Source organism: Streptomyces sp. NPDC005070, assembly GCF_053600395.1.
In genome coordinates this window covers 1-23,335 of the sequence record NZ_JBSFZS010000117.1, presented here as the reverse complement: position 1 = coordinate 23,335, position 23,335 = coordinate 1, and the positions used below count along the sequence as shown (strand labels likewise).

Sequence of the window (23,335 nt, the reverse complement as noted above, 5' to 3'; positions counted from 1 at the left end):
GATCCCGGTACATCGATGCCCGTCGCCACCGACGCCCATCCCTCACCCAACGGCGACGGGCTGATGCACCGGCACGGCCCCGACCCACCCACCGGAGCTGAACCCGAACCGCGGACGCCAGAGGCGAACTACCGGCGCCGCCGGTGCAGCGCGATCGCCGCCGCCGTGCCACCGGCCACCGCCCCGACCCCGGCCGCGGCGGGAATCCCGACCTTCGCGGCTTTGCGCGCGGTGCGATAGTCCCGCAGCCGCCAGTCGAAGTCCCGCGCGTGCCTGCGCAGCTTCGAGTCCGGGTTGATCGCGTACGGATGTCCGACCAGCGAGAGCATCGGAATGTCGTTGTGCGAGTCGCTGTACGCCGCGCAGCGCGACAGGTCCAGGCTCTCCGCGGACGCCAGGGCCCGTACGGCCTCCGCCTTCGCCGGACCGTGCAGGGGCTCGCCGACCAGTTTGCCGGTGTAGATCCCGTCCACCGATTCCGCGACGGTCCCCAGCGCACCCGTGAGCCCGAGCCGCCGCGCGATCACCGTGGCGATCTCCACCGGCGCCGCCGTGACGAGCCACACCTTCTGGCCGGCGTCCAGGTGCGCCTGGGCGAGCGCCCGGGTCCCGGGCCAGATCCGCTCGGCCATGTACTCGTCGTAGATCTCCTCGCCGATCGACATCAGCTCGGAGACCCGGTGGCCCTTCACGATGGACAGCGCGGAGTCACGCGCTTCCTGCATGTGCTCGGGGTCCTCGACTCCGGCCAGCCTGAACCACGCCTGCTGCCAGGCGAACTTCGCGAGGTCGCGGGTCTCGAAGAACTTCCGCTTGTACAGCCCGCGTCCGAAGTGGAAGAGGGCGGCACCCTGCATCACGGTGTTGTCGAGATCGAAGAACGCGGCGGCCTTGTCGTCGCCGAGCACCGGGAAGTCGGGTTCCTCCTCGGCGTCCGGTGGCGCCAGTTCTTCCAGTTCCTGCAGTTCCTGCGAGGACTTGCGCGCTGCCTCAGCCGAGGCTTCGCCTGCCAACACGCTCCGCGCGGTCGCGGAGCGCCTACGGGGAGTGAGCCATCCGAGAGCGGCCATGTCGTGAGCATAGCCAGTCTGTTCGGCGCTTCCGGAGTCGACAGGATTCGGTGCTGTGAACTCTCCGCGGCCATGCCGTTAAACGAGCGCTCCCGCGCACCGCACCCGCGGCGCGTCGGACCGGCGCAGGCCTTGCCGCCGCGTGCCGAGCCGGGGGGTGCCCCCCGAGGCGTCCGGGGCGGGAGAATGGCGCGTATGAGTCCCATCTTCCGGCGCAGCGACCGCCGTACGGAGACGAAGGCGCCCGCGGATCACCTGGTCACGCTGATCAGGAAGCCCGGATGCCATCTGTGTGATGACGCACAGGAGGTGATCGAGAAGGTGTGTGCCGATCTCGGGGTGCCCTGGGAAGGGAAGGACATCACCGAGGACGAGGAGCTGCACCGCCAGTACTGGGAGCAGATCCCGGTCGTCCTGGTGGACGGCGCACAGCACACCTTCTGGCGCGTGAACGAGGAACGCCTTCGCAAAGCCCTCACGGGGTGAGCTGTGCCCGATGGGGCCGGGGGTGCTCGTGATGTACCCGACTTGTGACCTGCCTGAGCAGTCCAAAGCGTCCGGAAAGTCGCCTAGGATCGACGGCGATTGGTCTCGGGGGCGGGATTCGTTGAGGAGAGTGTGCGGTTTTGCCCCCTTCGTGTGCGGAGCGGAGTCGTCCGCGTGCCGGTTGCATACCGGCGTGCCGGGCACGCGTGACCCCGGTCACGTTGGGTGGGCAAATCGGACACCATCTTTGTGCACGCGTTCACAAAGACATAGCCTGCATTCGACGGGGCGGTCTGGGGACGTGTGACCGCCTGCAGCCCCGCTCTACCCGCAGGAGCACCGTGGCAACTGGCCGAACTCACCGACCGGCGACCCGCAGCCGAGGAATTCCCGAGGCCACGGTCGCCCGGCTTCCGCTGTACCTCCGAGCCCTCACCGCACTGTCGGAGCGCTCGGTGCCCACGGTCTCCTCCGAGGAGCTCGCGGCCGCCGCGGGGGTCAACTCCGCGAAGCTTCGCAAGGACTTCTCCTACCTCGGTTCCTACGGAACGCGCGGTGTGGGGTACGACGTCGAGTATCTCGTGTACCAGATCTCCCGTGAACTGGGCCTGACCCAGGACTGGCCGGTTGTGATCGTCGGTATCGGCAACCTCGGCGCGGCACTGGCCAACTACGGAGGGTTCGCCTCGCGCGGATTCCGTGTGGCGGCGCTCATCGACGCCGATCCCGCGATGGCCGGCAAGCCCGTCGCCGGGATCCCGGTGCAGCACACGGACGAGCTGGAAAAGATCATCGACGAGAACGGTGTCTCGATCGGTGTCATCGCCACCCCGGCCGGGGCCGCCCAGCCCGTCTGCGACCGCCTGGTCGCCGCCGGAGTGACCTCCATCCTGAACTTCGCGCCGACCGTCCTGACCGTCCCGGACGGCGTCGACGTGCGCAAGGTCGATCTCTCGATCGAGCTGCAGATCCTCGCGTTCCACGAGCAGCGCAAGGCCGGCGAGGAGGCCGAGGCCCAGGCCCAGGCCGCCAGCGCCCAGGCCGCCAGCGCCCCGGCCGAGCGGGGCAACGACGGCAAGGGGCCCGACGGGGACCTCCCAGCGGTGATGCCGGCATGAGTCTCCTCGTCGTCGGGCTGAGCCACCGCAGCGCTCCGGTCAGCGTCCTCGAACGGGCCGCGCTGTCCGCGGACGCGCAGGTCAAGCTGCTCCAGGACACCCTCGCCGCCGAGCCCGCCACCGAGGGTGCGGTGCTCGCCACCTGCAACCGCATCGAGCTGTACGCCGACGTGGACAAGTTCCACGCGGGCGTCGCCGAGCTGTCCACGCTTCTCGCCCAGCACAGCGGCGTAGGCCTGGAGGAGCTCACCCCCCACCTGTACGTGCACTACGAGGACCGGGCCGTCCACCACCTCTTCTCGGTGGCCTGCGGCCTCGACTCGATGGTCGTCGGCGAGGGCCAGATCCTCGGCCAGATCAAGGACGCGCTCGCCACCGCGCAGGAACTGCACACCGCGGGCCGCCTCCTGAACGACCTGTTCCAGCAGGCCCTGCGGGTCGGCAAGCGCGCCCACTCCGAGACCGGGATCGACCGGGCCGGACAGTCCCTGGTCACCTTCGGCCTGGAGCAGCTCTCCGCCGGACGGCCCGTCGAGGCGTGGGCCAAGGACAAGAAGGCCCTCGTCATCGGCGCGGGCTCGATGTCCTCGCTGGCCGCCGCGACGCTCGCGCGCGTCGGCGTCGGCGAGATCGTGATCGCCAACCGCACCCCCGAACGCGCCGAGCGGCTCGCCGAGATCCTCACCGGCGGCGACGACACGGACGTGCTGGCCCGCGCGGTACCGATGGACTCGGTGCCGGTCGAGCTGACACGTGCCGACATCGCTGTCTCCTGCACCGGGGCCACCGGACTCGTCCTGACGGCCGAGACCGTCGCGGCCGCCGTCGAAGGACGTACGGGAACGCCCGCGGCACTGCGCGAGACGGCGGCCGGCCCGGCCGGTCACCCCGCGCCCGCCGGTGCCGAGGACGCCTGCCCGCTGGACCTGTCCGCCGTGCAGGGCGCCACCGGCTTCTCCGTCATGGGCGAGGCCGCCGTCGCCGGTATCGACGCGGCCACCCTGGAGCAGCACGCGGCCTGGGTGGACAAGGGCACCGGAACCGTCGAGCGCCGCGACAGCCGTCGTACGCCCGCCGAGGACGCCGAGGCCGACGCCGACCTCATCGCCGTGCTGGCCGCCACCGCGGCGACCGCCGGCCGGATCCCCGAGCGCCGCAGGCCCGAACCCGTCGCCGAGGCGCCGCGCCCCGCGCCGGTGCTCGCGCTGCTCGACCTCGCGATGCCCCGTGACATCGACGCGGCCGCGCACCGGCTGCTCGGCGTGCGGTTCGTCGACCTGGAGACGCTCGCCGAGGCCTCCGCGGACGCGCCGATGGCCGCCGACGTGGACCAGGTGCGCCGGATCGTCGCCGACGAGGTGGCCGCGTTCGGCGCCGCCCAGCGGGCCGCGCACATCACCCCCACCGTGGTCGCGCTGCGCGCCATGGCCGCCGACGTCGTCGCGAACGAGATCACGCGCCTGGACGGACGGCTGCCGGACCTCGACGACAAGCAGCGCGGCGAGATCACCCAGACCGTGCGGCGCGTCGTGGACAAGCTGCTGCACGCGCCGACCGTACGGGTCAAGCAACTCGCCGCCGAGCCCGGCGGTGCCGGGTACGCGGACGCGCTGCGGACCCTGTTCGACCTGGACCCGGAGACGGTCGCCGCCGTCTCGCGGGCCGAGAACAACACCGAGAACGCCAAGAACCGAGGGCGAGCATGAGTGAGCAGGCTTTGAGGCTGGGGACCAGGCGAAGCAAACTCGCCATGGCCCAGTCCGGGCAGGTGGCGGACGCCGTGAGCCGGGTGACCGGACGGCCAGTCGAGCTCGTTGAGATCACGACGTACGGCGATGTTTCCCGCGAGAGCCTCGCGCAGATCGGCGGCACGGGCGTCTTCGTGACCGCGCTGCGGGAGGCACTGGTGCGCGGCGAGGTCGACTTCGCCGTGCACTCCCTCAAGGATCTGCCGACCGCGCAGCCCGAGGGTCTAGCACTGGCCGCCGTGCCGGTGCGCGAGGACGTCCGTGACGTGCTCGTGGCCCGCGACGGGCTGACCTTCGAGCAGCTTCCGGACGGCGCGCGCGTCGGCACCGGTTCGTCGCGCCGCATGGCCCAGCTCAACGCGTACGCGCGCAGCCACGGCATGTCGATCGAGACGGTCGCCATCCGGGGCAATGTCGACACCCGAATCGGGTACGTCCACGCCGGGGAGCTCGACGCCGTCGTGCTCGCCGCCGCCGGACTCAACCGGATCGGCCGCATCGACGAGGTCACCGACTTCCTGCCGGTCGACACCGTCCTGCCCGCCCCCGGCCAGGGGGCCCTGGCGATCGAGTGTGCCGCGGACAACACGGACCTCGTCGCCGCGCTCGCCGAGCTCGACGACCCGTACACCCGGGCCGCCGTGACCGCCGAGCGATCCCTGCTTGCCGCCCTGGAAGCCGGCTGCAGCGCCCCCGTGGGCGCGTACGCCGATCTTCTGGCCGACGGGCAGATTGTCAAGGAGATGCGCCTGCGTGGCGTCGTCGGTACGACCGACGGCTCGACGCTGGTGCAGCTGTCCACCACCGGTCCCGTGCCCGAGACACACGACCAGGCGATGTCGCTCGGCCGTGAACTCGCCGCCGAGATGCTTGCCAAGGGCGCGGCCGGTCTGATGGGGGAGCGAGCACTGTGAGCCCCACCAACCTTCCCGCCGGTCCGGTCCACGGGCACGTCACCTTCCTGGGTGCCGGACCCGGAGATCCAGGGCTACTGACACTGCGCGCCGTGGAGGCGCTGGCGAACGCGGACGTCCTCGTCGCCGAGCACGACGTGCTCGACGTGGTGCGCGTTCACGCCAGACAAGGCGTCGCCGTTCTGAACACGGATCCGGACACTTCGCCGGTTCCGTACCAGGGCACAGGCACGCCTCAGCTGACGGTTGTTGACAGCGCGTCAACAACCGTTGGTGACCCCGCGTCGAGGGACGCTGCCAATCTTGTCATGACGGCCGCGCGGGGCGGCAAGCGGGTCGTGCGTGCGGTGTCCGGTGACCCCGGCCTCGACACGTACGCCGCCGAGGAGATGCTGGCCTGCGTCGCCGCGGGCGTTCCGTTCGAGGTGGTGCCCGGTATCGCGGCCGCCGTCGGTGTGCCCGCCTACGCGGGTGTGCCGCTGCGGGACGCGCAGGGCGCGGACGTACGGTTCGTCGACGCGCGGACCGCGTCGAACCGCTGCTGGACCGAGGTCGGCGCCTCCGACGGCACCGTCGTGGTGTCGGCGACGCTCGACTCGGTGGCCGCGGCCGCGGGTGAGCTGGTGGCCTCCGGCCGCAAGCCCGACACCCCGCTGTCCGTGACGATCGCCGGTACGACGACCCGCCAGCGCACCTGGTCGGCCACCCTCGGCACGATCGCGCAGACGCTGAAGCAGGCGAAGGTGCTGCCGTCCCCGGACGGCGGGCGCCCGGTGATAGCCGTGGTCGGTGAGCGTTCCGCAGCCGCCCAGCGCGACCAGTTGTCGTGGTTCGAGTCCAAGCCGCTGTTCGGCTGGAAGGTGCTCGTGCCACGGACGAAGGAGCAGGCGGCGTCGCTCTCCGACCAGCTTCGGTCGTACGGGGCCGTGCCCTACGAGGTGCCGACGATCGCCGTCGAGCCTCCGCGCACGCCCCAGCAGATGGAGCGCGCGGTCAAGGGCCTGGTCACGGGCCGCTACGAGTGGATCGCCTTCACCTCGGTCAACGCCGTCAAGGCGGTCCGGGAGAAGTTCGAGGAGTACGGCCTCGACGCGCGTGCCTTCGCGGGCATCAAGGTCGCCGCGGTCGGCGAGCAGACCGCGAACGCGCTCGTCGCCTTCGGCGTGAAGCCGGACCTGGTGCCGAGCGGTGAACAGTCGGCCGCGGGCCTCCTGGAGGACTGGCCGCCCTACGACCCGGTCTTCGACCCGATCGACCGTGTCTTCCTGCCCCGTGCCGACATCGCCACGGAGACCCTCGTCGCCGGGCTCATCGAGCTGGGCTGGGAGGTCGACGACGTCACGGCGTACCGCACCGTGCGCGCGTCGCCGCCGCCGGCGGACACCCGTGAGGCGATCAAGGGCGGCGGCTTCGACGCCGTGCTCTTCACGTCGTCCTCCACGGTCCGCAACCTGGTCGGCATCGCGGGCAAGCCGCACAACGTGACGGTGATCGCCTGTATCGGTCCCGCCACGGCCAAGACGGCCGAGGAGCACGGGCTGCGGGTCGACGTGATGGCTCCCGAGCCCTCGGTGCACAAGCTGGCGGAGGCACTGGCCGACTTCGGCCTGCGCCGCCGTGCGGCCGCACTGGACGCGGGCGACCCGGTGACCCGCCCGAGCGAGCGCCGGCCTGGCTCGCGCAGACGCCGGACCACCTGAACCAGGTGAGCAACGCCCCGCCGCCTCCTCCGGGAGACGGCGGGGCGTTTCTTCGTTGTACGCCCGGTCAGACGGACGGCGTAAAGGCCGCCCAGGCACCCCGGGTGAGACCGAGGCGGGGGCCGTCGGGGTTCTTGGAATCCCGGACGAGGATCCCGTCCGGGCGGGCGGCCACTTCGACGCAGTCGGGGCCCTCGTCCGTGCTGTAGCTGCTCCTTATCCACTCCGGTGCGATGCTCGCTTCGCTGCAGGGCTTCAGGGGCATGTCTCTCCAAGCACTCTCTCGATGAAGGCTGTTGACTCTCGTGGGTCGAGAGCTTGTGCCCGGATGGTCCCATAGCGCATGTCGAGCAGTTGAACCTCTTTCGGGTCGGTGATCACGCGGCTGATGTGCTGCACTTCGACGTGCCCGACGGTGCCGCCGTCCTTGAGTCTGAGGAGCCTGAAGGAACCGGCCAGCCCGGAGTTCACCTCGCGACCGAGAGGGAGCACTTGGAGGTCGATGTTCCTGAACTCGGCGATCTCCAACAGGCTTTCGAGCTGGCGCCGCATGACAGCGCTTCCTCCGATGGGCCGCCGGAGAGTCGACTCGCACTGGACGAAGCTGAAGGACGGACGGGCCACCGTGCCGTCGACGATCCTCTGGCGGGACACCCGGGCTGCCAGCCTCTGCTCCAGCTCGTCCGAGCTGAACGGCGGTCGGCGCGCGCCGAACACCGATTTCGCGTACTCCTCGGTCTGCAACAACCCATGAATCACGGAGTTGTTGTACGCGCAGAGCTCGATCGCCTCGGCCTCCAGCCTCTTCAGGTCCCGCACCTTCTTCGGGTAGCGGACCTCCGCCAAGTCCTCCTTCAGGGCCGCGAGTCGGCCGCCCGCCGAGAGGATCTCGTCCGCGCGGTCCAGATACTCGGGCCGGGGGATGCGCCGCCCCCGTTCCACGGAGGAGACCAGCTCCTCCCCGTACCCGATGGCCGCCCCGAACTCGGCCTGGGTGAGGCCGGCCGACTCGCGCCACAGCTTGAGCTGACGCTGGACGGTCCTCATCACGGCCCCGGCCTCTTCGTCGTCCTCCAGCCCCGCGTCCCACCCGCTCACGTTCGTTGTCCCTCCGCTCCCGGTCACCCCGTACAGCCCGGACAGAACCGGACGCCACCCGGACAGACACCGTCCGCACGGGCTGCCACCCTTCACAGATTACGTACGCAAGAACACGCTGAGTGACGTGAATCGGCGAACTGTGCACGCTCCGCTCCACCACTTCTCGGTGCCGCTCTCCGCCACTCGGCGCGGTGCCCGTCTCGCCCGGCTGCTCGCGGCCGAGCAACTGCACGACTGGGGGCTGCCGTTGGATCCGGCCCGGCTCGTCGTCGCCGAACTCGCCGCGAACGCGGTCCTGCACGGCAGGGTCCCCGGCCGGAGTTTCCGTCTCACTCTGTCCGTCCGTGCTCCCCGGACACTGTGCGTGGAGGTCGCCGACGCCCGGGGTGAACGGTGGCCGGCGCGGGTGCGGGCCGCTGCCGCCGGGCAGGCCGAGTCCGGCTACGGGCTGCTGCTCGTGGAGGAGTTCGCGGACCGCTGGGGTGTGCGATCAGGACCGGTGCCGTGCAAGACGGTGTGGGCGGAACTCGATCTCGGGCCGTGCCGGTGACCCTGGAACCGAAGCCCGGCGACGTGTCCTTCGGTGGCGTGTGGGCCGGGGCGGCGGGCGATAAAAAACCCAAGAATCCGGGGAGAGAACCCACCCACCGACCAAACCCGCCCACGTCACACGGGCGGGTGAACTCGGCTGCTGTGGCTGGCGCGTGGACGGTCCGGACGTGCACGCTCGCCGCAGACAAGTCCACGACTTCACATCCCACACATGCTTCGGCCCCCGCAGGGACTGCAATCCCAGTGCGAGGGCCTGACCAAACGAGAAGGCAAGCACCCTTCCCCATGGCTGTGTCCAAGCTTATCGATGCCCTGCGCCCGAGTCAGGGAGTACGGCGCAACGCCACGCACTCCGGTGTCACGCACGTACGTGAGTTCCAGCCCGACCGGTACACGATCGTCGGCAACCACCTCGCCCAGCACCGAGGGCTCTCGGCGACCGCGATCGGGATCGCCGTGCACATCCTGTCGCTGCCCGAGGGCGCGCGGGTCGACATCCGCAGCCTCGCCGAGTGGTTCCCCGAGGGACGGGCCCGGATCGCCTGCACACTACGGGAGTTGGAGGCGCATGGCTATGTCGAACGGGTGCGGGAACGGCTCCCCTCCGGGCGAATGGTCACGCGGACGTTCGCGTACCACGCGCCCGCACTCACCCGGGCCCGGCGGGAGGCGGAGCCGGAAACGACCGCCGCCCCGGCCCTGGTGCCCCCGCTGACGACGCCTCCGCCGCCCCCGGACCTCGTATCCCCGGACCTCCCCGCCTCCGGCGGTTCGCCCTCCGGTGCCGTGCTCCGGCCGGTCACGGCGCCCGACGCCGCACACGTCGGCGCACCGGCCACCGACACCGAGTCTGCCGAGTCCTCCGTGCCGGCAGCCCCCGATCCGGGACCGCCCCTCGGTGAGCACCGGTGCAAGGCGGAGGCCCTGCTCACCGGGCTGCGCCGGACCGACATCCGGCTGACCCTGTCCGGGCGGGAGGTGCGGCGGCTGGCTCCCCTGGTCGTCGCCTGGTTCGAGAACGGTCTCGGCAGAGCGTCGGTGATCCACGCCCTGACCGACGGCCTTCCCCTCCACGTGCGGCACCCGGCGGGCTTCCTCCGCAACCGCCTGCTGGACCTGCTGCCACCGGCGATGCCTCCCCTGCCGGGGGCAGGCGAGGTCGATCCGTCCCTTAGCCGGCTGCTGCCCCGTCCATCCGCCATGGCCGACTGCGAAGGCGGCTGCAACAGGGCCTTCCGGGCCCCGTTCCACGGAGCCTGGTGCCGGGACTGTCGCGCGGCCCGGCCAGGGAAAGCCCCCATGGCTCCGGCGTCCGCGGTAGTGCTCGCCTGAGTCTCCCGACCGGATCCGGGGCCATCCGGGGCCCTTCGGGCTCCGACGCCGAGTCGGTAAAGGGGCCCCCGTGACGGGCGTAGCGTAGACGGCATGACGAAGTACGGATCCTTCCCCGGTACGCGTCCCCGGCGGCTGCGCACCACGCCCGTCATGCGCCGGATGGTCGCCGAGACCCGGCTGCACCCCGCCGATTTCATCCTCCCCGCGTTCGTCCGTGAGGGTGTCAGCGAGCCGGTGCCGATCAGCTCGATGCCCGGGGTCGTGCAGCACACGCGGGACAGCCTGAAGAAGGCTGCCGTCGAGGCGCTGGAGGCCGGGGTCTCCGGAATCATGCTGTTCGGTGTTCCCGAGGACGCGAAGAAGGACGCCGTCGGGACGCCCGGCACCGACCCGGACGGCATCCTCCAGGTCGCCCTGCGCGATGTTCGTGCCGAGGTCGGCGACGAGCTGCTCGTGATGTCCGACCTGTGCCTCGACGAGACCACCGACCACGGTCACTGCGGTGTCCTGGACGACCAGGGCCGGGTCGACAACGACGCGACCCTGGAGCGGTACGCCGAGATGGCCCAGGTGCAGGCCGACGCGGGCGCCCATGTCGTGGGCCCCAGCGGGATGATGGACGGCCAGATCGGTGTCATCCGTGACGCCCTCGACCAGATCGGCCGCGAGGACGTCGCCGTCCTCGCCTACACCGTCAAGTACGCCTCCGCCTTCTACGGTCCGTTCCGCGAGGCTGTCGGCTCGTCCCTGAGGGGCGACCGCAAGACGTACCAGCAGGATCCGGCGAACGCGCGGGAGTCGCTGCGGGAGCTGGCGCTGGACCTGGAGGAGGGCGCCGACATGGTGATGGTGAAGCCCGCCGGTCCCTACCTCGACATCCTCGCCCGCGTCGCCGACGCGTCCGACCTGCCGGTCGTCGCCTACCAGATCTCCGGCGAGTACTCGATGATCGAGGCCGCCGCGGAGAAGGGCTGGATCGACCGCGACCGGGCGATCCTGGAATCCCTCACCGGCATCAAGCGCGCCGGCGCGCAGAACATCCTCACGTACTGGGCGACCGAGGTGGCCCGGAACCTGCGCTGACGCCGGGCCGGTTCCGGCGGCCTTCGCCGGAACCGGGCTCGCTCAGTACCCGAGCGCGTCGTCCAGGGTCTGCTGCCAGTACGTCACCGTGAGCCGGTCGTCGACGTGGACGCCCTCCGCGGGCAGGGCCGCCGTCGTGGAGCGGCCCCGGTCGAAGTTGATCTCCAGGGTCTTGGCCGTGTAGCCGTTGCCCCCGCTGCCGTCGGCGGCCGACAGCAGCACACCCGCGTAGCCCGACTCGCCGGGAGCGAGCGTGACGACCGCCTGGGGGTGCGTCTCCTCCGCGACCGGTGGAACGGCCTGGGCCTCACCGAAGCGGGCCATCGGATAGCCCGTCAGGTCGCAGTCGCGCGTGCCCGTGTTGGTGACGGTGAGCAGCAGATGGTTGAGGGGACGGGACACGACGGTCGCGGTGGTCCTGGTGTCGGAGCCGTCGCAGGCCACGTTCCTCGTGCCCGTCTTCGCGGGCGAACCGCTCTCGGAACCGGTGCCGTTCTTTCCGGTCGAGCCGCCTGCCGACCCTCCGGTGGAACCGGCGTCGGAGCCGCTCGTGGAGCCGTTCCCCTTCGCGTTCGAACCGCCCGTCGAGCCCGCGGTGCCCGTGTCCGCGGGCTTCGTCGTCGTCCCCGCGCCGGCCGCCGGTGCGCTCTGCCGTGCCGAGGCCCCGGACGCGGCGGACGAGCCTCCGCTCGGACCCTCGCTGCGTACGCCCTTGCCGTCGTCGCATGCCGAGAGGGCGAGCGCTGCGAGAGCGACCGTCGTGGCGGCGAGCAGTCGGGTGCGGGTGGTGCGTGCGGACATGGGTGATCCCCCTGTGGATATCGCTGTGGGTGTGGGTGTGGATGTCCTGATGGCACTGCCGCCCGGCCGGTCGGGGAGGGCGGCGTGCTTGGATGGCCACAGCTTGGGCGGTGATGCGTCCCGGCCGCCACAACCGGCGGCGGATACGGGACGCCGGAACGCCCGCATCGGGTCTGACCTGGGGGAATGACATGCCCCTGGAACACCGGCCCGGAACACGGGGGATGGAGGAACGGGTGGCGGGGAACGAGTTCGCGGGCCTGCTGGGGGAGCTGAAGGAGCGGTCCGGGCTCAGTTACGGGGCGCTCGCCAAACGGCTGCACGTGAGTACGTCGACGTTGCACCGGTACGTCAACGGGGATGCCGTACCGACGGACTACGCGCCCGTGGAGCGGCTCGCGCGCGCCTGCCGGGCCACTCCCGAGGAGCTCGTCGAGCTGCACCGGCGATGGGTCCTCGCGGACGTGCTGCGGGGACAGGCGAACAGAGCTGAGTCGGGTTCCGATGCGGGGAACGGTCCGGGTCCCGAGTCCGGGGACGGTCCGGGTTCCGAGTCCGGGGACGGTCCGGGTTCCGAGTCCGGGGACGGGGATGGGGATGGGGACGCGGGTGGGACCGGTGTCGGGCGGAAGCCGGGGCGGGACGCCGCCGCTTCGGTGCCGGTGCGGTGGAGCCGCCGGGCCGTGGTGCTCGCCGGAGCCGGGGCCGTCGTGGCGGCCGCGGTCGTGTCCACCGCGCTGACCGCGCGGTTCGGGTCCGGCGGCGAGGACGACACCAAGGGGAAGGCCGTCGCCCTCGGCGTCCCGTCCGCCCCGCACACGAGCCCGACCGGTGCGACACCCGGCGCGCACCACGGGTCCGCCTCGGCCTCCCCGTCGCGCGGCGCCCGCCCTCGGCCGTCCGGTTCGACGATCGCCGGGGCCGTCGGCGAGCAAGGCGCTGCCGACGACGGTGCGGCAGGCAAGGGCGGGGAAGGTGCCGAAGCGCCGACCGTCGTGGCGAACCCGTACAAGTGGGACGGCCCGTGCAGCCAGCACTACTTGGTGAACCGGGACGCCCCGCAGGTGCCTCCGCCGCCGAACGAGCCGGACGCCCGCGGCTGGGTCACCGCGCTCGGCGGCGTCGCGAGCGGTGAGCAGATGCTCGCGCTGACGGTCCAGGGCACCGGCAGGGCGACCGTCGTCCTGGAGGCGCTGCACGTGCGGGTGGTGCAGAAGGGCGCGCCGCTCGCCTGGAACGACTACACGATGGGCGTGGGCTGCGGCGGCGGTGTGGAGACGAAGTCCTTCACCGTGGACCTCGACGCGGGGCGGCCCGTGACCGGGCTCAAAGGCGGACAGCGGGATTTCCCGTACAAGGTCAGCGAGTCGGACCCCGAGGTCTTCTACGTGTTCGCCGACGCGCGGGCGCACGACGTGAGTTGGTACCTGGAACTCGACTGGTCCAGCGGGACCCGGAGCGGCACGGTGCGCGTCGACGACCACGGGAAGCCGTTTCGTACGAGCGGGAACGTGGGACGGCCGGCGTACGACCATCCGCTCGGCGGCAGCGAATGGGTACCGGCTTCCGCCGGGTGATGACGGCACCATCAAGTCCCGTCAGGGGTTAGGTTGTTGGCCGTCAGGTGACGCGACACTCCAGGGAGATGCCCCATGTCCGGTGACGCCCTCAGCCAGGACCCCGCCGAGCTGAGAAGGAGGATCGACACCACCAAGGCGCACCCCGCCCGGGTCTACGACGTCCTCCTCGGCGGCAAGGACAACTACCCCGTCGACCGGAACGCGGCCGCCGCCGCGCTCGCCGCGAACCCGCGCGGCTACCTCGACGTCCGGCACAACCGCGACTTCCTGCGCCGCGCCGTGACCACCCTCGCTGCGGAGGACGGCATACGGCAGTTCCTGGACATCGGCACCGGACTGCCCACCCAGGAGAACGTCCACCAGATCGCCCAGCGGATCACCCCGGACGCGCGGGTCGTGTACGTCGACAACGACCCGGTGGTCCTGGCCCACGCGCGCGCCCTGCTCACCAGCGGACCCGAGGGCCGTACGGACTACATCGACGCGGACCTCAAGGAACCCAAGCAGATCCTCGAACAGGCCGCCGAGACCCTCGACTTCGCGCAACCCGTCGCCCTGGTCCTGGTCGCCATCCTGCACTTCGTCGAGGACGCGGATGCCTACCCCATCGTGCGCGGGCTCGTCGACGCGCTGCCGTCCGGCAGCCGGCTGGTCCTGAGCCACCTTACCGAGGACCTGAACGCGGAGAACATCCGTGCCGTCCAACGGACCTTCACCGAGCGGGGATTCACCTTCGTCCTGCGCTCGAAGGCGGAGGTCGAGCGCTTCTTCACCGACAACGGCCTGGTCCTGGACGAACCCGGCATCGTCCCCGCCCACCACTGGTGCCCCGACGGCGGCACCCCGGCCCCCGAGACCGCCGAATCCGCCTTCCTCGCCACGCTCGACGCCGTCGACAAGGTCCGCTACCTCGACATCAACGACGTCACGGACGCGGACATCAACGTGTACGTCGCCACGGGCGTCAAGCCCTAGGCGTCATGGGCGAGTTGTGATCCGTCCGCATCGCGGAACCGGCGGGTGTAGAGGCCATGCACCTGCCTAGGGTCGGTCGGGGGCGGCCCCGGTACGACGGGGTCGCCCGCAAGCGCCGCCCGCAAGGACGTCGTCCCCGAGGGCACCGTCCCCCGAGGGACCGTCCCAAGGAGAAGGAGCCGTCACCGTGACCGTCACCGAACCCGCCGCCACGACCGCACCCGTGCCCCCGCTCGCCGCGAGAGCCACCGCGATCGGCGGTTCGCCGGTACGGGACATCCTCGCGGTCACCGCACGCCCCGAGGTGATCAACTTCGCGGGCGGGCTGCCCGCTCCGGAACTGTTCGACGCGGACGGCATCGCGGCCGCGTTCCGGGACGTCCTCGCCGAGGAACCCGAACGGGCCCTGCAGTACTCGACGACCGAGGGCGAACCCTCGCTGCGGACGGCCCTCGCCGACCGCACGAGCGCCCGCGGACTGCCCACCGGGCCGGACGACCTCCTCGTCACCACCGGCTCGCAGCAGGCCCTGTCGCTGCTCGCCACCGCCCTGCTCGAACCCGGCGACACCGTCCTGGTCGAAAGTCCCTGCTATCTGGCGGCACTTCAGGCGTTCGCCTTCGCGGGAGCGCGCGTCCTGGCCGTGCCGGGCGACGACGACGGCCTCGACCCCGACGCCCTCGGTGAACTCGTGACCCGCGAGCGTCCGAAGCTGCTCTACACCGTCCCCACCTTCCAGAACCCGACCGGACGCACCCTGCCGGCCGACAGACGGGCCGCCGTCGCCCGCGCCGCCGCCGCGCACGGCCTGTGGATCGTCGAGGACGACCCGTACGGAGAGCTGCGCTTCGAGGGCGAGCGGGTCCCGTGGATCGCCTCCCACGACGGCGCCGAGGACCGCACGGTCCTCCTCGGCTCCTTCTCCAAGGTGATGGCACCCGGCCTGCGGCTGGGCTGGCTGCGGGCACCCGCGGCCCTGCGGCGCGCCTGCGCCGTCGCCAAGCAGGCCGCCGATCTGCACACCCCGACCGTCAACCAGCTCGCCGCCGCCCGCTACTTGGCCGACCGCGACCTGGACTCCCACGTGGCCCAGGTCGCGGCCGTCTACCGCGAACGGCGTGACGCCATGCTCGCGGGCATTGCCGCCGCCCTCCCGGGCGGATCCACCTGGACCCGCCCGGAAGGCGGCATGTTCCTGTGGGCCCGCCTCCCCGAGCCCTACGACACCACGGCCCTGCTCCGCACGGTGGTGGACCAGGGCGTGGCCTACGTCCCCGGCGCGCCCTTCTACGCGGGCACCCCGGAACCGTCGACCCTGCGCCTGTGCTTCGTCACCCAGACGCCGGAGGAGATTGCCGAGGGGTTGAGGAGGCTGGGGACGGGGTTGCGGGAGGAGAAGTAGGGGACGGGGTGGCGGACGGGGCTGCCGAGGTAGGAGACGGGGTCGGGGTTGCCGAGGTAGGGGACGGGGAGGCAGCAGACGGGGTCGCGGAACCGGGGGACGTGGACGGGGCCGCGTCGCTCGGGGACGGGGTCGCGGAGGTGGAGGGAGTCGTCCGTACCGCGTCCCGGCCGGCCGGCCGCTGGCCGATCCTGTCCACCACCCCTTGCACCACGACGCCTCTGACCTGCGAGAACCTCCCGTTCTTCTCCGAGATTCCCCGCTCGAATATCCCGAGGTAGGCGTAGGTCTTCGAGTCGAAGACGAAACCTATCGACGTCTTGGGGTAGGAGATCCCTATGCCGTGCCGGCCGAGCGCGTTCACCCGGTCATGGTCGATCCTGATGGCGGTCATCTTCGAGAGGGCCTCGAACGCGGCGGCCCGCAATCCCGGAGGCAGGACCCGGGGACCCCGCAGGAACATGCACGCTTCAAAGTACGCCCCCATGTCCAGATGCGGATCCTTCGCAGGGTCCCCGCCGCCCCGGAACCACTTGAGGAGTTCGTCGGGGTCGGTCGGCCACTTCTTCAGCTTCGCGTACTGGAGGGGGATCGACTGCATCTGGTGCTTGGTCAGCGGCGGGTCGTCCTGGATCCTGCCGTTGTAGATGTACCGGGTGGTCTTGGAGCCGTCCACCGACAACCAGCACTCGTCGACGAGCCGCATCTTCCGCCCGCGCCGGTCGTAGGTCCGATGGGTGATCTCCTTCGAGTACATGTACTGGTCGTCGCGAGGGATCGGCATACCGTTGTCGTCCGCACGCGACTGGTCCGCGGCCCTGCGCAGCACCTGGGCGGCGTTGAGCGCGGTCAACTGCGGTCCCCCGGCGCGGACGGCGAGGAGCGTCGTGCCGGCCACCGCCGCGGTGCCGGTGGCCGCGATCGCCGCGCGGAACACCAGCCGCCGGGACAGCGGACGCTGCCGCGCGAGGGCTCCGCTCCCGTCGCGGGTCTCCTCGCCGATGGCGGTCTGCAGCCGGGCGAAGGCGACGGCCCGCGCCCGGTCGGTCGGTGCGGCCTGCTCGGCCGCGAGGTCGCGTACAAGGCTGAGGTCATCCACGGCAGGGTTCCTCCTGTTCCTCTCGAAAGGCTGTGGGATCCGACCCGCCGAGTGCTTCGCGCAGCTTCTTCCGGGCCCGGTGCAGCCGTGAGCGCACCGTGCCCACCGGTATGCCCAGGGCCTCGGCGGCCTCCGCGTAGTCGAGGTCTCCCCAGGCGATCACCAGCAGGACGTCCCGGTGGCGCGCGGGCAGCTTCGCCAGGGCCGCCGACAGGGCGCCGCGCGTGCTCTCGGCACTGATCCGGGCGGCCACCCGCTCCGCCAGCGGCTCGCCGCCGCCCTCGTCGGCGGGAGCCGTGGAGACAACCCGCGACAGCGCCCGCAGACGCCGTGCCTCGGCCCGCCGGTGCCCGCCGATCAGACGCGTGACGATGCCGTACAGCCAAGGGCGCGCGTGCGGCTTCGACAGGTCGTAACGGCGGCGCCGCTGGAAGGCGATCACGAAGGTCTCGGCCATCAGATCGTCGGCCGCCTCGGTGCCGAGCCGCCTGGCCGCGTACCGGTGGATGTCGTCGGCGTAGCGGTGGAACAGCTCGGCGAACACATCGGGTTCGTCCCAGGACCGCTCGATCACCGAGGCGTCGGAGTCGCCGTCCGCGCCCGTGCCCACACCGGCACCGGAGTCCGAGCCGGTGCCGGTGGCCAAGGCCCTGGGTGGACGGTGGACTCCGACGCTCGGTGAGACGGTCATCGGTCGCCTCTCAGGCTCATGGATCTCCTCGAAGAGGGGGCAGGGTCACCCGTTGTCCGCCGAAGCCCGCTTTCGAGTTCCCGTTTCGGACCGAGGAATTTCCCGACGGCCGGACGAACCGGTCAGTCCCACCAGAAGGACCACACCCGCTCGTTCAGCACCTCCTGCTCGGCGTACTCGCGCAGGGTCGTGTGGTGGCCCTGGGTGATGTTGTCCGGGCAGAAGGCGAAGTGCTCGGCGGCGACCGCCTCGGCCTCCGCCACGGTCGTCGGCGGCGCCGCGACGGACACCACCAACTGGTCGAAGGTCAGGGCCACCACACGTATCCCGAAGCGGTCCTCCCACGAGCGGAGCACGGCACACAGACGCGCCACGTCGTTCTCGTAGTTCAGAGGACCCGCCCAGCCGAGCGCCGCCGGGATGTCCGCGCTGCGGCGCGCCGGAACCAGGGCGAGCCGGGCCTGCTTCAGCCAGGAGCCGGACTGCGCCAGGGCGTCGGCGATCTCGGCCGCACGGGCGTCCGGATCCGCGTCGAGCGGGGTCGCGGCGGCCTGGCCCGGCCAGACGGGCCCGTACGGCGCGATCGTCTCGTCGAACGCCGGCTGCTCCCCGAAGACCTCGACGACCTTCTCCTTGCCGGGGTAGTCCTGGTCCGGGTCGGATGCGTCCGCCGCGTACTCCTCCCAGAACTCCGCCAGCACCTCCTCGGCGTCGTGATCCCCGGGATACGACATCGCGTCGGGCATCAACTCCCAGTCCTCCGGGCCGTTCTGCGGGCCGCCCACGTCCAGCAGCACCGGCAGCAGCCCCGCGGTCCGGGCGGCGGTCAGGACCGCCCAGCCGCCGGGAACCGCTTGGTCCTCGGCATGCCACAGCAGCGGCTCGTGCCACGTCCCGCCGTGGGTCGTGTCGATGAGTCTCCCGGCGGGGAGCTGAAGCCCGAGCGTGCGCCCACTCGGGTCTGCCGCCAGCCGCGGCAGCGGATTGGGAAGAGTCGCCATGCCGGTGACTGTAGGGGCAGGTACTGACAACGCCGCGGGCCCCGTCCTCCTCGGAAGGACGGGGCCCGCGACAGGCGTGTCAGAGCCGCTCGGGCGTCCTGATGCCCAGCAGGGCCATGCCCTGGTGGAGCGTGCGCGCCGTCAGGTCGCAGAGGAACAGGCGGTTCTCCGCCACCTCTTGGGCCGGCGCCGGCTTGATGACCGGGCACTGGTCGTAGAACGTCGTGTACAGCGAGGCCAGTTGGTACAGATACGCGGCCAGCTTGTGCGGGGCGTACTCGGCGGCGACCTCGTCCAGCGTCTCCCCGAACCGGTCCAGGTGCAGACCCAGCGCCCGCTCCGCCGGGGCCAGTTCGAGCTCCGGGTGGGCCAGCGGCGCCCGGTCGCCCGCCTTGCCGAAGATCGACCGGATACGGGCGTACGCGTACTGGAGGTACACGGACGTGTCACCGTTCAGCGAGACCATCTGGTCCAGGTCGAACTTGTAGTCCCGCACCGCCGAGGTGGACAGGTCCGCGTACTTCACGGCGCCGATGCCGACGTACCGGCCGTTCTCCTCGATCTCCCGCTCGCTCAGGCCCACCTTCTCGGCCTTCTCCCGCACGACAGTCGTCGCCCGGTCGATCGCCTCGTCGAGCAGGTCGACCAGCCGGACCGTCTCGCCCTCACGGGTCTTGAACGGCTTGCCGTCCTTGCCCAGCACCGTGCCGAACGCGAGCTGGTGGGCCTTGACGTCGTCGTTCAGCCAGCCGGCCCTGCGCGCGGTCTCGAAGACCATCTTGAAATGCAGGGACTGCCGGGCGTCCACGACGTAGATCAGGCTGTCGGCCTTCAGGTTGAAGACCCGGTCGCGGATCGCCGACAGGTCGGTGGCCGCGTAGCCGTAGCCGCCGTCCGACTTCTTCACGATCAGCGGCACCGGGTTGCCGTCCGGGCCCTTCACGTCGTCGAAGAAGACGCACAGGGCACCCTCGGAGCGGACCGCGACGCCCGACTCCTCCAGGAGCCGGCACGTCTCGTCCAGCATGTCGTTGTAGCCGGACTCGCCGACCACGTCCGGGTCCCGGATCTCCATGTCCAGCTTGTCGAAGACCGAGTAGAAGTAGATCTTCGACTCGTCCACGAACTTCTGCCACATGGCCAGCGTCTCGGGCTCACCCGCCTGGAGGTCCACCACCCGGCGCCGCGCCCGCGTCTTGAACTCCTCGTCGGAGTCGAAGAGCGTCCGCGCCGCCTTGTAGAGCCGGTTCAGGTTCGACATGGCCTCCTCGCCGGAGACCTCCGCCTCGCCCTTGTGGTCCAGCTCGTGCGGGTGCTCGATCAGGTACTGGATGAGCATGCCGAACTGCGTGCCCCAGTCGCCGATGTGGTGCCGGCGCACGACGGACTCGCCCGTGAACTCCAGGATCTGCACCACCGCGTCACCGATCACCGCGGACCGCAGATGCCCGACGTGCATCTCCTTCGCCACGTTCGGCTGCGCGTAGTCGATCACCGTCGTGCCCGGGTTCTCCGCGAGGGGCACACCGAGGCGCTCGCCGTCCGCGTACCGCTCCGCCAGGTTCGACACGATCGCCCGGTCGGTGATCGTGATGTTCAGGAAGCCGGGCCCGGAGACCTCGATGTCCTTGATCACGTCACCCGGCTCGACCCGGGCCACCACCTCGGTCGCCAGCTCCCGCGGGTTCGCCTTCGCCTTCTTGGCGAGGGCCAGGATCCCGTTGGCCTGGAAATCGGCCCGGTCGCTTCGGCGCAGCAGCGGGTCCGCGGAACCGGCCTCCGGCAGAGCTGCCGAGAGGGCGTCCGCGAGGCGCTGATGGACGGAAGCGGTGAGGGACGTGACCGAGGCCATGGAGTGGCTGCCGTTTCTGCTCGGGTTCCGCAGACTCTGAGGACACAGACTCTGAGTACAAGGAAAGCCAGTATCCCACGCGGTGAAAAGCCGTTTTCGCGGTTGAGGTCCGAGCTGGGAGAATGGTCGCGTCAGCCGTACTCGCGTTTGAGGAAGAAGGACGTGCCGATCGTGGCTCAGAGCTCCGAGACCACCGACTGGGTCTCCCGTTTCGCGGATGAGGTCATCGAGGAGTCGGAGCGCCGGGCCCCGGGCAAACCTGTTGTCGTCGCGTCCGGCCTCTCCCCGTCCGGCCCGATCCACCTCGGCAACCTCCGCGAGGTCATGACCCCGCACCTCGTCGCCGACGAGATCCGCCGCCGCGGCCACACCGTGCGCCACCTGATCTCCTGGGACGACTACGACCGCTACCGCAAGGTTCCGAACGGCGTAGCGGGCATCGACGACTCCTGGGCCGAGCACATCGGCAAGCCGCTGACCTCCGTCCCGGCCCCCGCCGGCTCCTCCTACCCGAACTGGGCCGAGCACTTCAAGGCCGCCATGACCGACGCCCTGGCCGAGCTCGGCGTCGAGTACGACGGCATCAGCCAGACCGAGCAGTACACCGCGGGCACCTACCGCGAGCAGGTCCTGTTCGCGATGAAGCACCGCGGCGACATCGACGCGATCCTCGACCAGTACCGCACCAAGAAGGCCCCCGCCAAGAAGCAGCAGGGCCAGAAGCCGGTCGACGAGGCCGAGCTGGAGGCGGCCGAGGGCTCCGGCGCCGCCGCCGAGGACGACGGCAGCTCCACCTCCGGGTACTACCCGTACAAGCCCTACTGCGGGCAGTGCGAGAAGGACCTGACCACCGTCACCGCCTACGACGACACGACGACCGAGCTGTCGTACACCTGCTCCGCCTGCGGCTTCGCCGAGACCGTCCTCCTCAGCGAGTTCAACCGCGGCAAGCTGGTCTGGAAGGTCGACTGGCCCATGCGCTGGGCCTACGAAGGCGTGATCTTCGAGCCCAGCGGCGTCGACCACTCCTCCCCGGGATCCTCCTTCCAGGTCGGCGGCCAGATCGTCGGGATCTTCGGCGGCAAGCAGCCCATCGGCCCGATGTACGCCTTCGTCGGCATCTCCGGCATGGCCAAGATGTCCAGCAGCAAGGGCGGGGTCCCGACCGCGTCCGACGCGCTCCAGATCATGGAGCCGCAGCTCCTGCGCTGGCTCTACGCCCGCCGCCGCCCCAACCAGTCCTTCAAGATCGCCTTCGACCAGGAGATCCAGCGGCTCTACGACGAGTGGGACAAGCTCGCCGGCAAGGTCGCCGACGGCTCGGTCCTCCCGGCCGACGCCGCCGCGTACAGCCGTGCCGTCGGCACCGCCGCCGGGGAGCTGCCCCCGACCCCCCGCCCCATGGCGTACCGCACCCTCGCCTCCGTCGCCGACATCACCGCCGGCGCCGAGGACCAGACCCTGCGCATCCTGAGCGAACTCGACCCCGAGAACCCGCTCGCGTCCCTGGACGAGGTCCGGCCCCGCCTCGACAAGGCCGAGACCTGGATCAACACCCAGGTCCCCGCCGAGGAGCGCACCGTCGTCCGCGACGAGCCCGACGCCGAGCTCCTGAAGTCCCTCGACGACCAGGGCCGCGAGTCGCTGCGCCTGCTCCTCGACGGACTGGAGGCGAACTGGTCCCTGGACGGCCTCACCCACCTCGTCTACGGCGTTCCCAAGGTCCAGGCGGGCTTCCCCGCCGACGCGACCGCCAAGGAACTCCCCGCCGAGATCAAGGTCGCCCAGCGCACGTTCTTCGCGCTGCTGTACCACCTGCTCGTCGGCCGCGACACCGGCCCGCGTCTGCCCACGCTGCTGCTGGCCGTGGGACAGGACCGGGTGCGCAAGCTGCTCTCCGCATAGCGGCCTCGGCTGTACGAGGAAGGGGCGCCCGGTGATCACCGGGCGCCCCTTCCTCGTACACCGGCACGTTCACGCGCCGACGTGCCTCCTGCTCAAGCGATGTGGTCCTCCTCCAGCTCCGCGTTGAAACGGTTCTGGAAGCGGTCCGTCAGGTTCTTCAGCGCGCTCGGGCTGAGCGCCGTCCCGTAGGTGGCCTCGATGTTGTCGCCCAACACCCGCGGCGTCGGGAAGCTGCCGTCTATCGACTGGCGGAACACCTGGTAGTACGCCTCGTCCTGGGCCTTCTCGTCCAGGATCGGCGACTGCTCCTCCCGCGGGGACGGGATGGGAAGCTGCTCGGGACCGCCGCCCTCACCGAGCTGGCGCGTACGGCCTGGACCCGCCGGGATCGGGAACGTGCCCGTCTCCTCCGGGCCGGGCTCGTAGGCCTGCGCCTCCTGCTCGGCGAACCACTGCTGGTACTGCGCCTCGGCGGCCGCGTACCGCGGGTCGTAGCCGCCGTCGTACGGGATCTCCTGAGGGTCGGGAGTGGCGAACCACGGGTTGGACTCCGGCCCACCCGCCTGGCCGCCCGGGTACTGGCCCTGGCCTTGGTACTGGCCCTGTCCCTGGCCCGGGTACTGGCCTTGGCCTTGGAACTGGCCCTGGCCCTGGCTCTGTCCCTGGTACTGGCCCTGTCCCTGATTCTGGCCCTGACCCTGGCTCTGGCCCTGACCCTGGCTCTGGCCCTGGCCCTGCTGAACGTATTCGGCCTGCGGCTGCTGCCGCGCGCCGTCGTTCGCCTCCAATTCCAACGGCTCGGGCGCCGCGGCGGCGGCCGGGACGGACGCCTGAACCGGGGCGGGCGCGGGCGCCGGCGGCAGCACCGCGGGCTCGATGCCGGCCGCGGCGAGACCCGCCGGGGCCGTCTCCGCGAGGGGCA

20 protein-coding genes and 1 pseudogene are annotated in these 23,335 nt (G+C 71.1%); 12 read left to right on the top strand and 9 right to left on the bottom strand.

Annotated elements, in window-relative coordinates; all coding sequences use genetic code 11:
* Positions 1-128: 128 nt before the first annotated feature.
* A complete protein-coding gene (locus tag ACWEBX_RS29880; RefSeq protein WP_451887906.1) occupies positions 129-1,070 on the bottom strand; it encodes an HAD family hydrolase in 942 nt (313 codons plus the stop codon).
* Positions 1,071-1,256: 186 nt separating this feature from the next.
* Between ACWEBX_RS29880 and ACWEBX_RS29875 the strand changes: the two genes are divergently transcribed.
* From ACWEBX_RS29875 to ACWEBX_RS29855, 5 genes are all read left to right on the top strand, one after another.
* A complete protein-coding gene (locus ACWEBX_RS29875) occupies positions 1,257-1,556 on the top strand; it encodes a glutaredoxin family protein (protein WP_451887905.1) in 300 nt (99 codons plus the stop codon).
* Between the two features lie 341 nt (positions 1,557-1,897).
* Positions 1,898-2,674, top strand: a complete 777-nt coding sequence (locus ACWEBX_RS29870; RefSeq protein ID WP_451887904.1) for a redox-sensing transcriptional repressor Rex — start codon at positions 1,898-1,900, stop codon at positions 2,672-2,674.
* The gene (locus ACWEBX_RS29865; protein WP_451887903.1) at positions 2,671-4,380 is read left to right on the top strand and encodes a glutamyl-tRNA reductase; all 1,710 of its coding nucleotides are present in this window, start codon (positions 2,671-2,673) and stop codon (positions 4,378-4,380) included. Before ACWEBX_RS29870 ends, ACWEBX_RS29865 begins: the two co-directional genes overlap by 4 nt.
* Complete coding sequence (hemC, locus tag ACWEBX_RS29860) at positions 4,377-5,336, top strand: hydroxymethylbilane synthase (RefSeq protein ID WP_451887902.1); 960 nt, start codon at positions 4,377-4,379, stop codon at positions 5,334-5,336. Before ACWEBX_RS29865 ends, hemC begins: the two co-directional genes overlap by 4 nt.
* A complete protein-coding gene (locus ACWEBX_RS29855) occupies positions 5,333-7,036 on the top strand; it encodes a uroporphyrinogen-III synthase (protein ID WP_451887901.1) in 1,704 nt (567 codons plus the stop codon). Before hemC ends, ACWEBX_RS29855 begins: the two co-directional genes overlap by 4 nt.
* Positions 7,037-7,103: 67 nt before the next feature.
* Here ACWEBX_RS29855 and ACWEBX_RS29850 read toward each other — a convergent pair whose 3' ends face one another.
* Positions 7,104-7,301 carry a DUF397 domain-containing protein gene (locus ACWEBX_RS29850; protein ID WP_451887900.1) on the bottom strand — a complete coding sequence of 66 codons (198 nt, stop codon included), beginning with the start codon at positions 7,299-7,301 and terminating at the stop codon, positions 7,104-7,106.
* Positions 7,292-8,134 (bottom strand): helix-turn-helix domain-containing protein, encoded by an 843-nt coding sequence (locus ACWEBX_RS29845; protein ID WP_451887908.1) that lies wholly within the window; start codon positions 8,132-8,134, stop codon positions 7,292-7,294. Before ACWEBX_RS29845 ends, ACWEBX_RS29850 begins: the two co-directional genes overlap by 10 nt.
* Before the next feature lie 118 nt (positions 8,135-8,252).
* On the opposite strand from ACWEBX_RS29845, the gene ACWEBX_RS29840 reads away from it, so the two are divergent.
* The 3 genes from ACWEBX_RS29840 to hemB all read left to right on the top strand — a co-directional run bounded on the left by ACWEBX_RS29840 (position 8,253) and on the right by hemB (position 11,107).
* Positions 8,253-8,687, top strand: coding sequence for an ATP-binding protein (locus ACWEBX_RS29840; RefSeq protein ID WP_451887907.1), 435 nt, complete (start codon positions 8,253-8,255; stop codon positions 8,685-8,687).
* Between the two features lie 287 nt (positions 8,688-8,974).
* Positions 8,975-10,021 carry a helix-turn-helix domain-containing protein gene (locus ACWEBX_RS29835; protein ID WP_451887899.1) on the top strand — a complete coding sequence of 349 codons (1,047 nt, stop codon included), beginning with the start codon at positions 8,975-8,977 and terminating at the stop codon, positions 10,019-10,021.
* Positions 10,022-10,114: 93 nt separating this feature from the next.
* A complete protein-coding gene (hemB, locus tag ACWEBX_RS29830; RefSeq protein WP_451887898.1) occupies positions 10,115-11,107 on the top strand; it encodes a porphobilinogen synthase in 993 nt (330 codons plus the stop codon).
* A gap of 42 nt (positions 11,108-11,149) precedes the next feature.
* On the opposite strand, the gene ACWEBX_RS29825 is transcribed toward hemB, so the two are convergent.
* Positions 11,150-11,908: a DUF4232 domain-containing protein gene (locus ACWEBX_RS29825; protein WP_451887897.1), complete on the bottom strand. Its 759-nt coding sequence runs from the start codon at positions 11,906-11,908 to the stop codon at positions 11,150-11,152.
* Positions 11,909-12,144: 236 nt separating this feature from the next.
* On the opposite strand from ACWEBX_RS29825, the gene ACWEBX_RS29820 reads away from it, so the two are divergent.
* From ACWEBX_RS29820 to ACWEBX_RS29810, 3 genes are all read left to right on the top strand, one after another.
* Complete coding sequence (locus ACWEBX_RS29820) at positions 12,145-13,485, top strand: helix-turn-helix domain-containing protein (RefSeq protein ID WP_451887896.1); 1,341 nt, start codon at positions 12,145-12,147, stop codon at positions 13,483-13,485.
* A gap of 75 nt (positions 13,486-13,560) precedes the next feature.
* Positions 13,561-14,463: an SAM-dependent methyltransferase gene (locus ACWEBX_RS29815; RefSeq protein WP_451887895.1), complete on the top strand. Its 903-nt coding sequence runs from the start codon at positions 13,561-13,563 to the stop codon at positions 14,461-14,463.
* A gap of 187 nt (positions 14,464-14,650) precedes the next feature.
* On the top strand, positions 14,651-15,865 hold the full coding sequence (locus ACWEBX_RS29810; protein WP_451887894.1) for an aminotransferase-like domain-containing protein: 1,215 nt from the start codon (positions 14,651-14,653) through the stop codon (positions 15,863-15,865).
* Here ACWEBX_RS29810 and ACWEBX_RS29805 read toward each other — a convergent pair.
* The 4 genes from ACWEBX_RS29805 to argS form a co-directional block, all read right to left on the bottom strand.
* Positions 15,795-16,964 (bottom strand): CU044_5270 family protein, encoded by a 1,170-nt coding sequence (locus ACWEBX_RS29805; RefSeq protein ID WP_451887893.1) that lies wholly within the window; start codon positions 16,962-16,964, stop codon positions 15,795-15,797. The two genes, ACWEBX_RS29810 and ACWEBX_RS29805, sit on opposite strands and share 71 nt — an antisense overlap.
* Positions 16,957-17,610, bottom strand: a complete 654-nt coding sequence (locus tag ACWEBX_RS29800; protein ID WP_451887892.1) for an RNA polymerase sigma factor — start codon at positions 17,608-17,610, stop codon at positions 16,957-16,959. Before ACWEBX_RS29800 ends, ACWEBX_RS29805 begins: the two co-directional genes overlap by 8 nt.
* 167 nt (positions 17,611-17,777) lie before the next feature.
* Positions 17,778-18,656 carry a DUF4253 domain-containing protein gene (locus ACWEBX_RS29795; RefSeq protein WP_451887891.1) on the bottom strand — a complete coding sequence of 293 codons (879 nt, stop codon included), beginning with the start codon at positions 18,654-18,656 and terminating at the stop codon, positions 17,778-17,780.
* Between the two features lie 79 nt (positions 18,657-18,735).
* Complete coding sequence (gene argS / locus ACWEBX_RS29790; protein WP_451887890.1) at positions 18,736-20,508, bottom strand: arginine--tRNA ligase; 1,773 nt, start codon at positions 20,506-20,508, stop codon at positions 18,736-18,738.
* Between the two features lie 162 nt (positions 20,509-20,670).
* On the opposite strand from argS, the gene lysS reads away from it, so the two are divergent.
* Complete coding sequence (gene lysS, locus ACWEBX_RS29785) at positions 20,671-22,413, top strand: lysine--tRNA ligase (protein WP_451887889.1); 1,743 nt, start codon at positions 20,671-20,673, stop codon at positions 22,411-22,413.
* 92 nt (positions 22,414-22,505) lie between these two features.
* Here lysS and ACWEBX_RS29780 read toward each other — a convergent pair.
* A pseudogene (locus tag ACWEBX_RS29780) lies at positions 22,506-23,335 on the bottom strand (hypothetical protein); the annotation flags it as partial.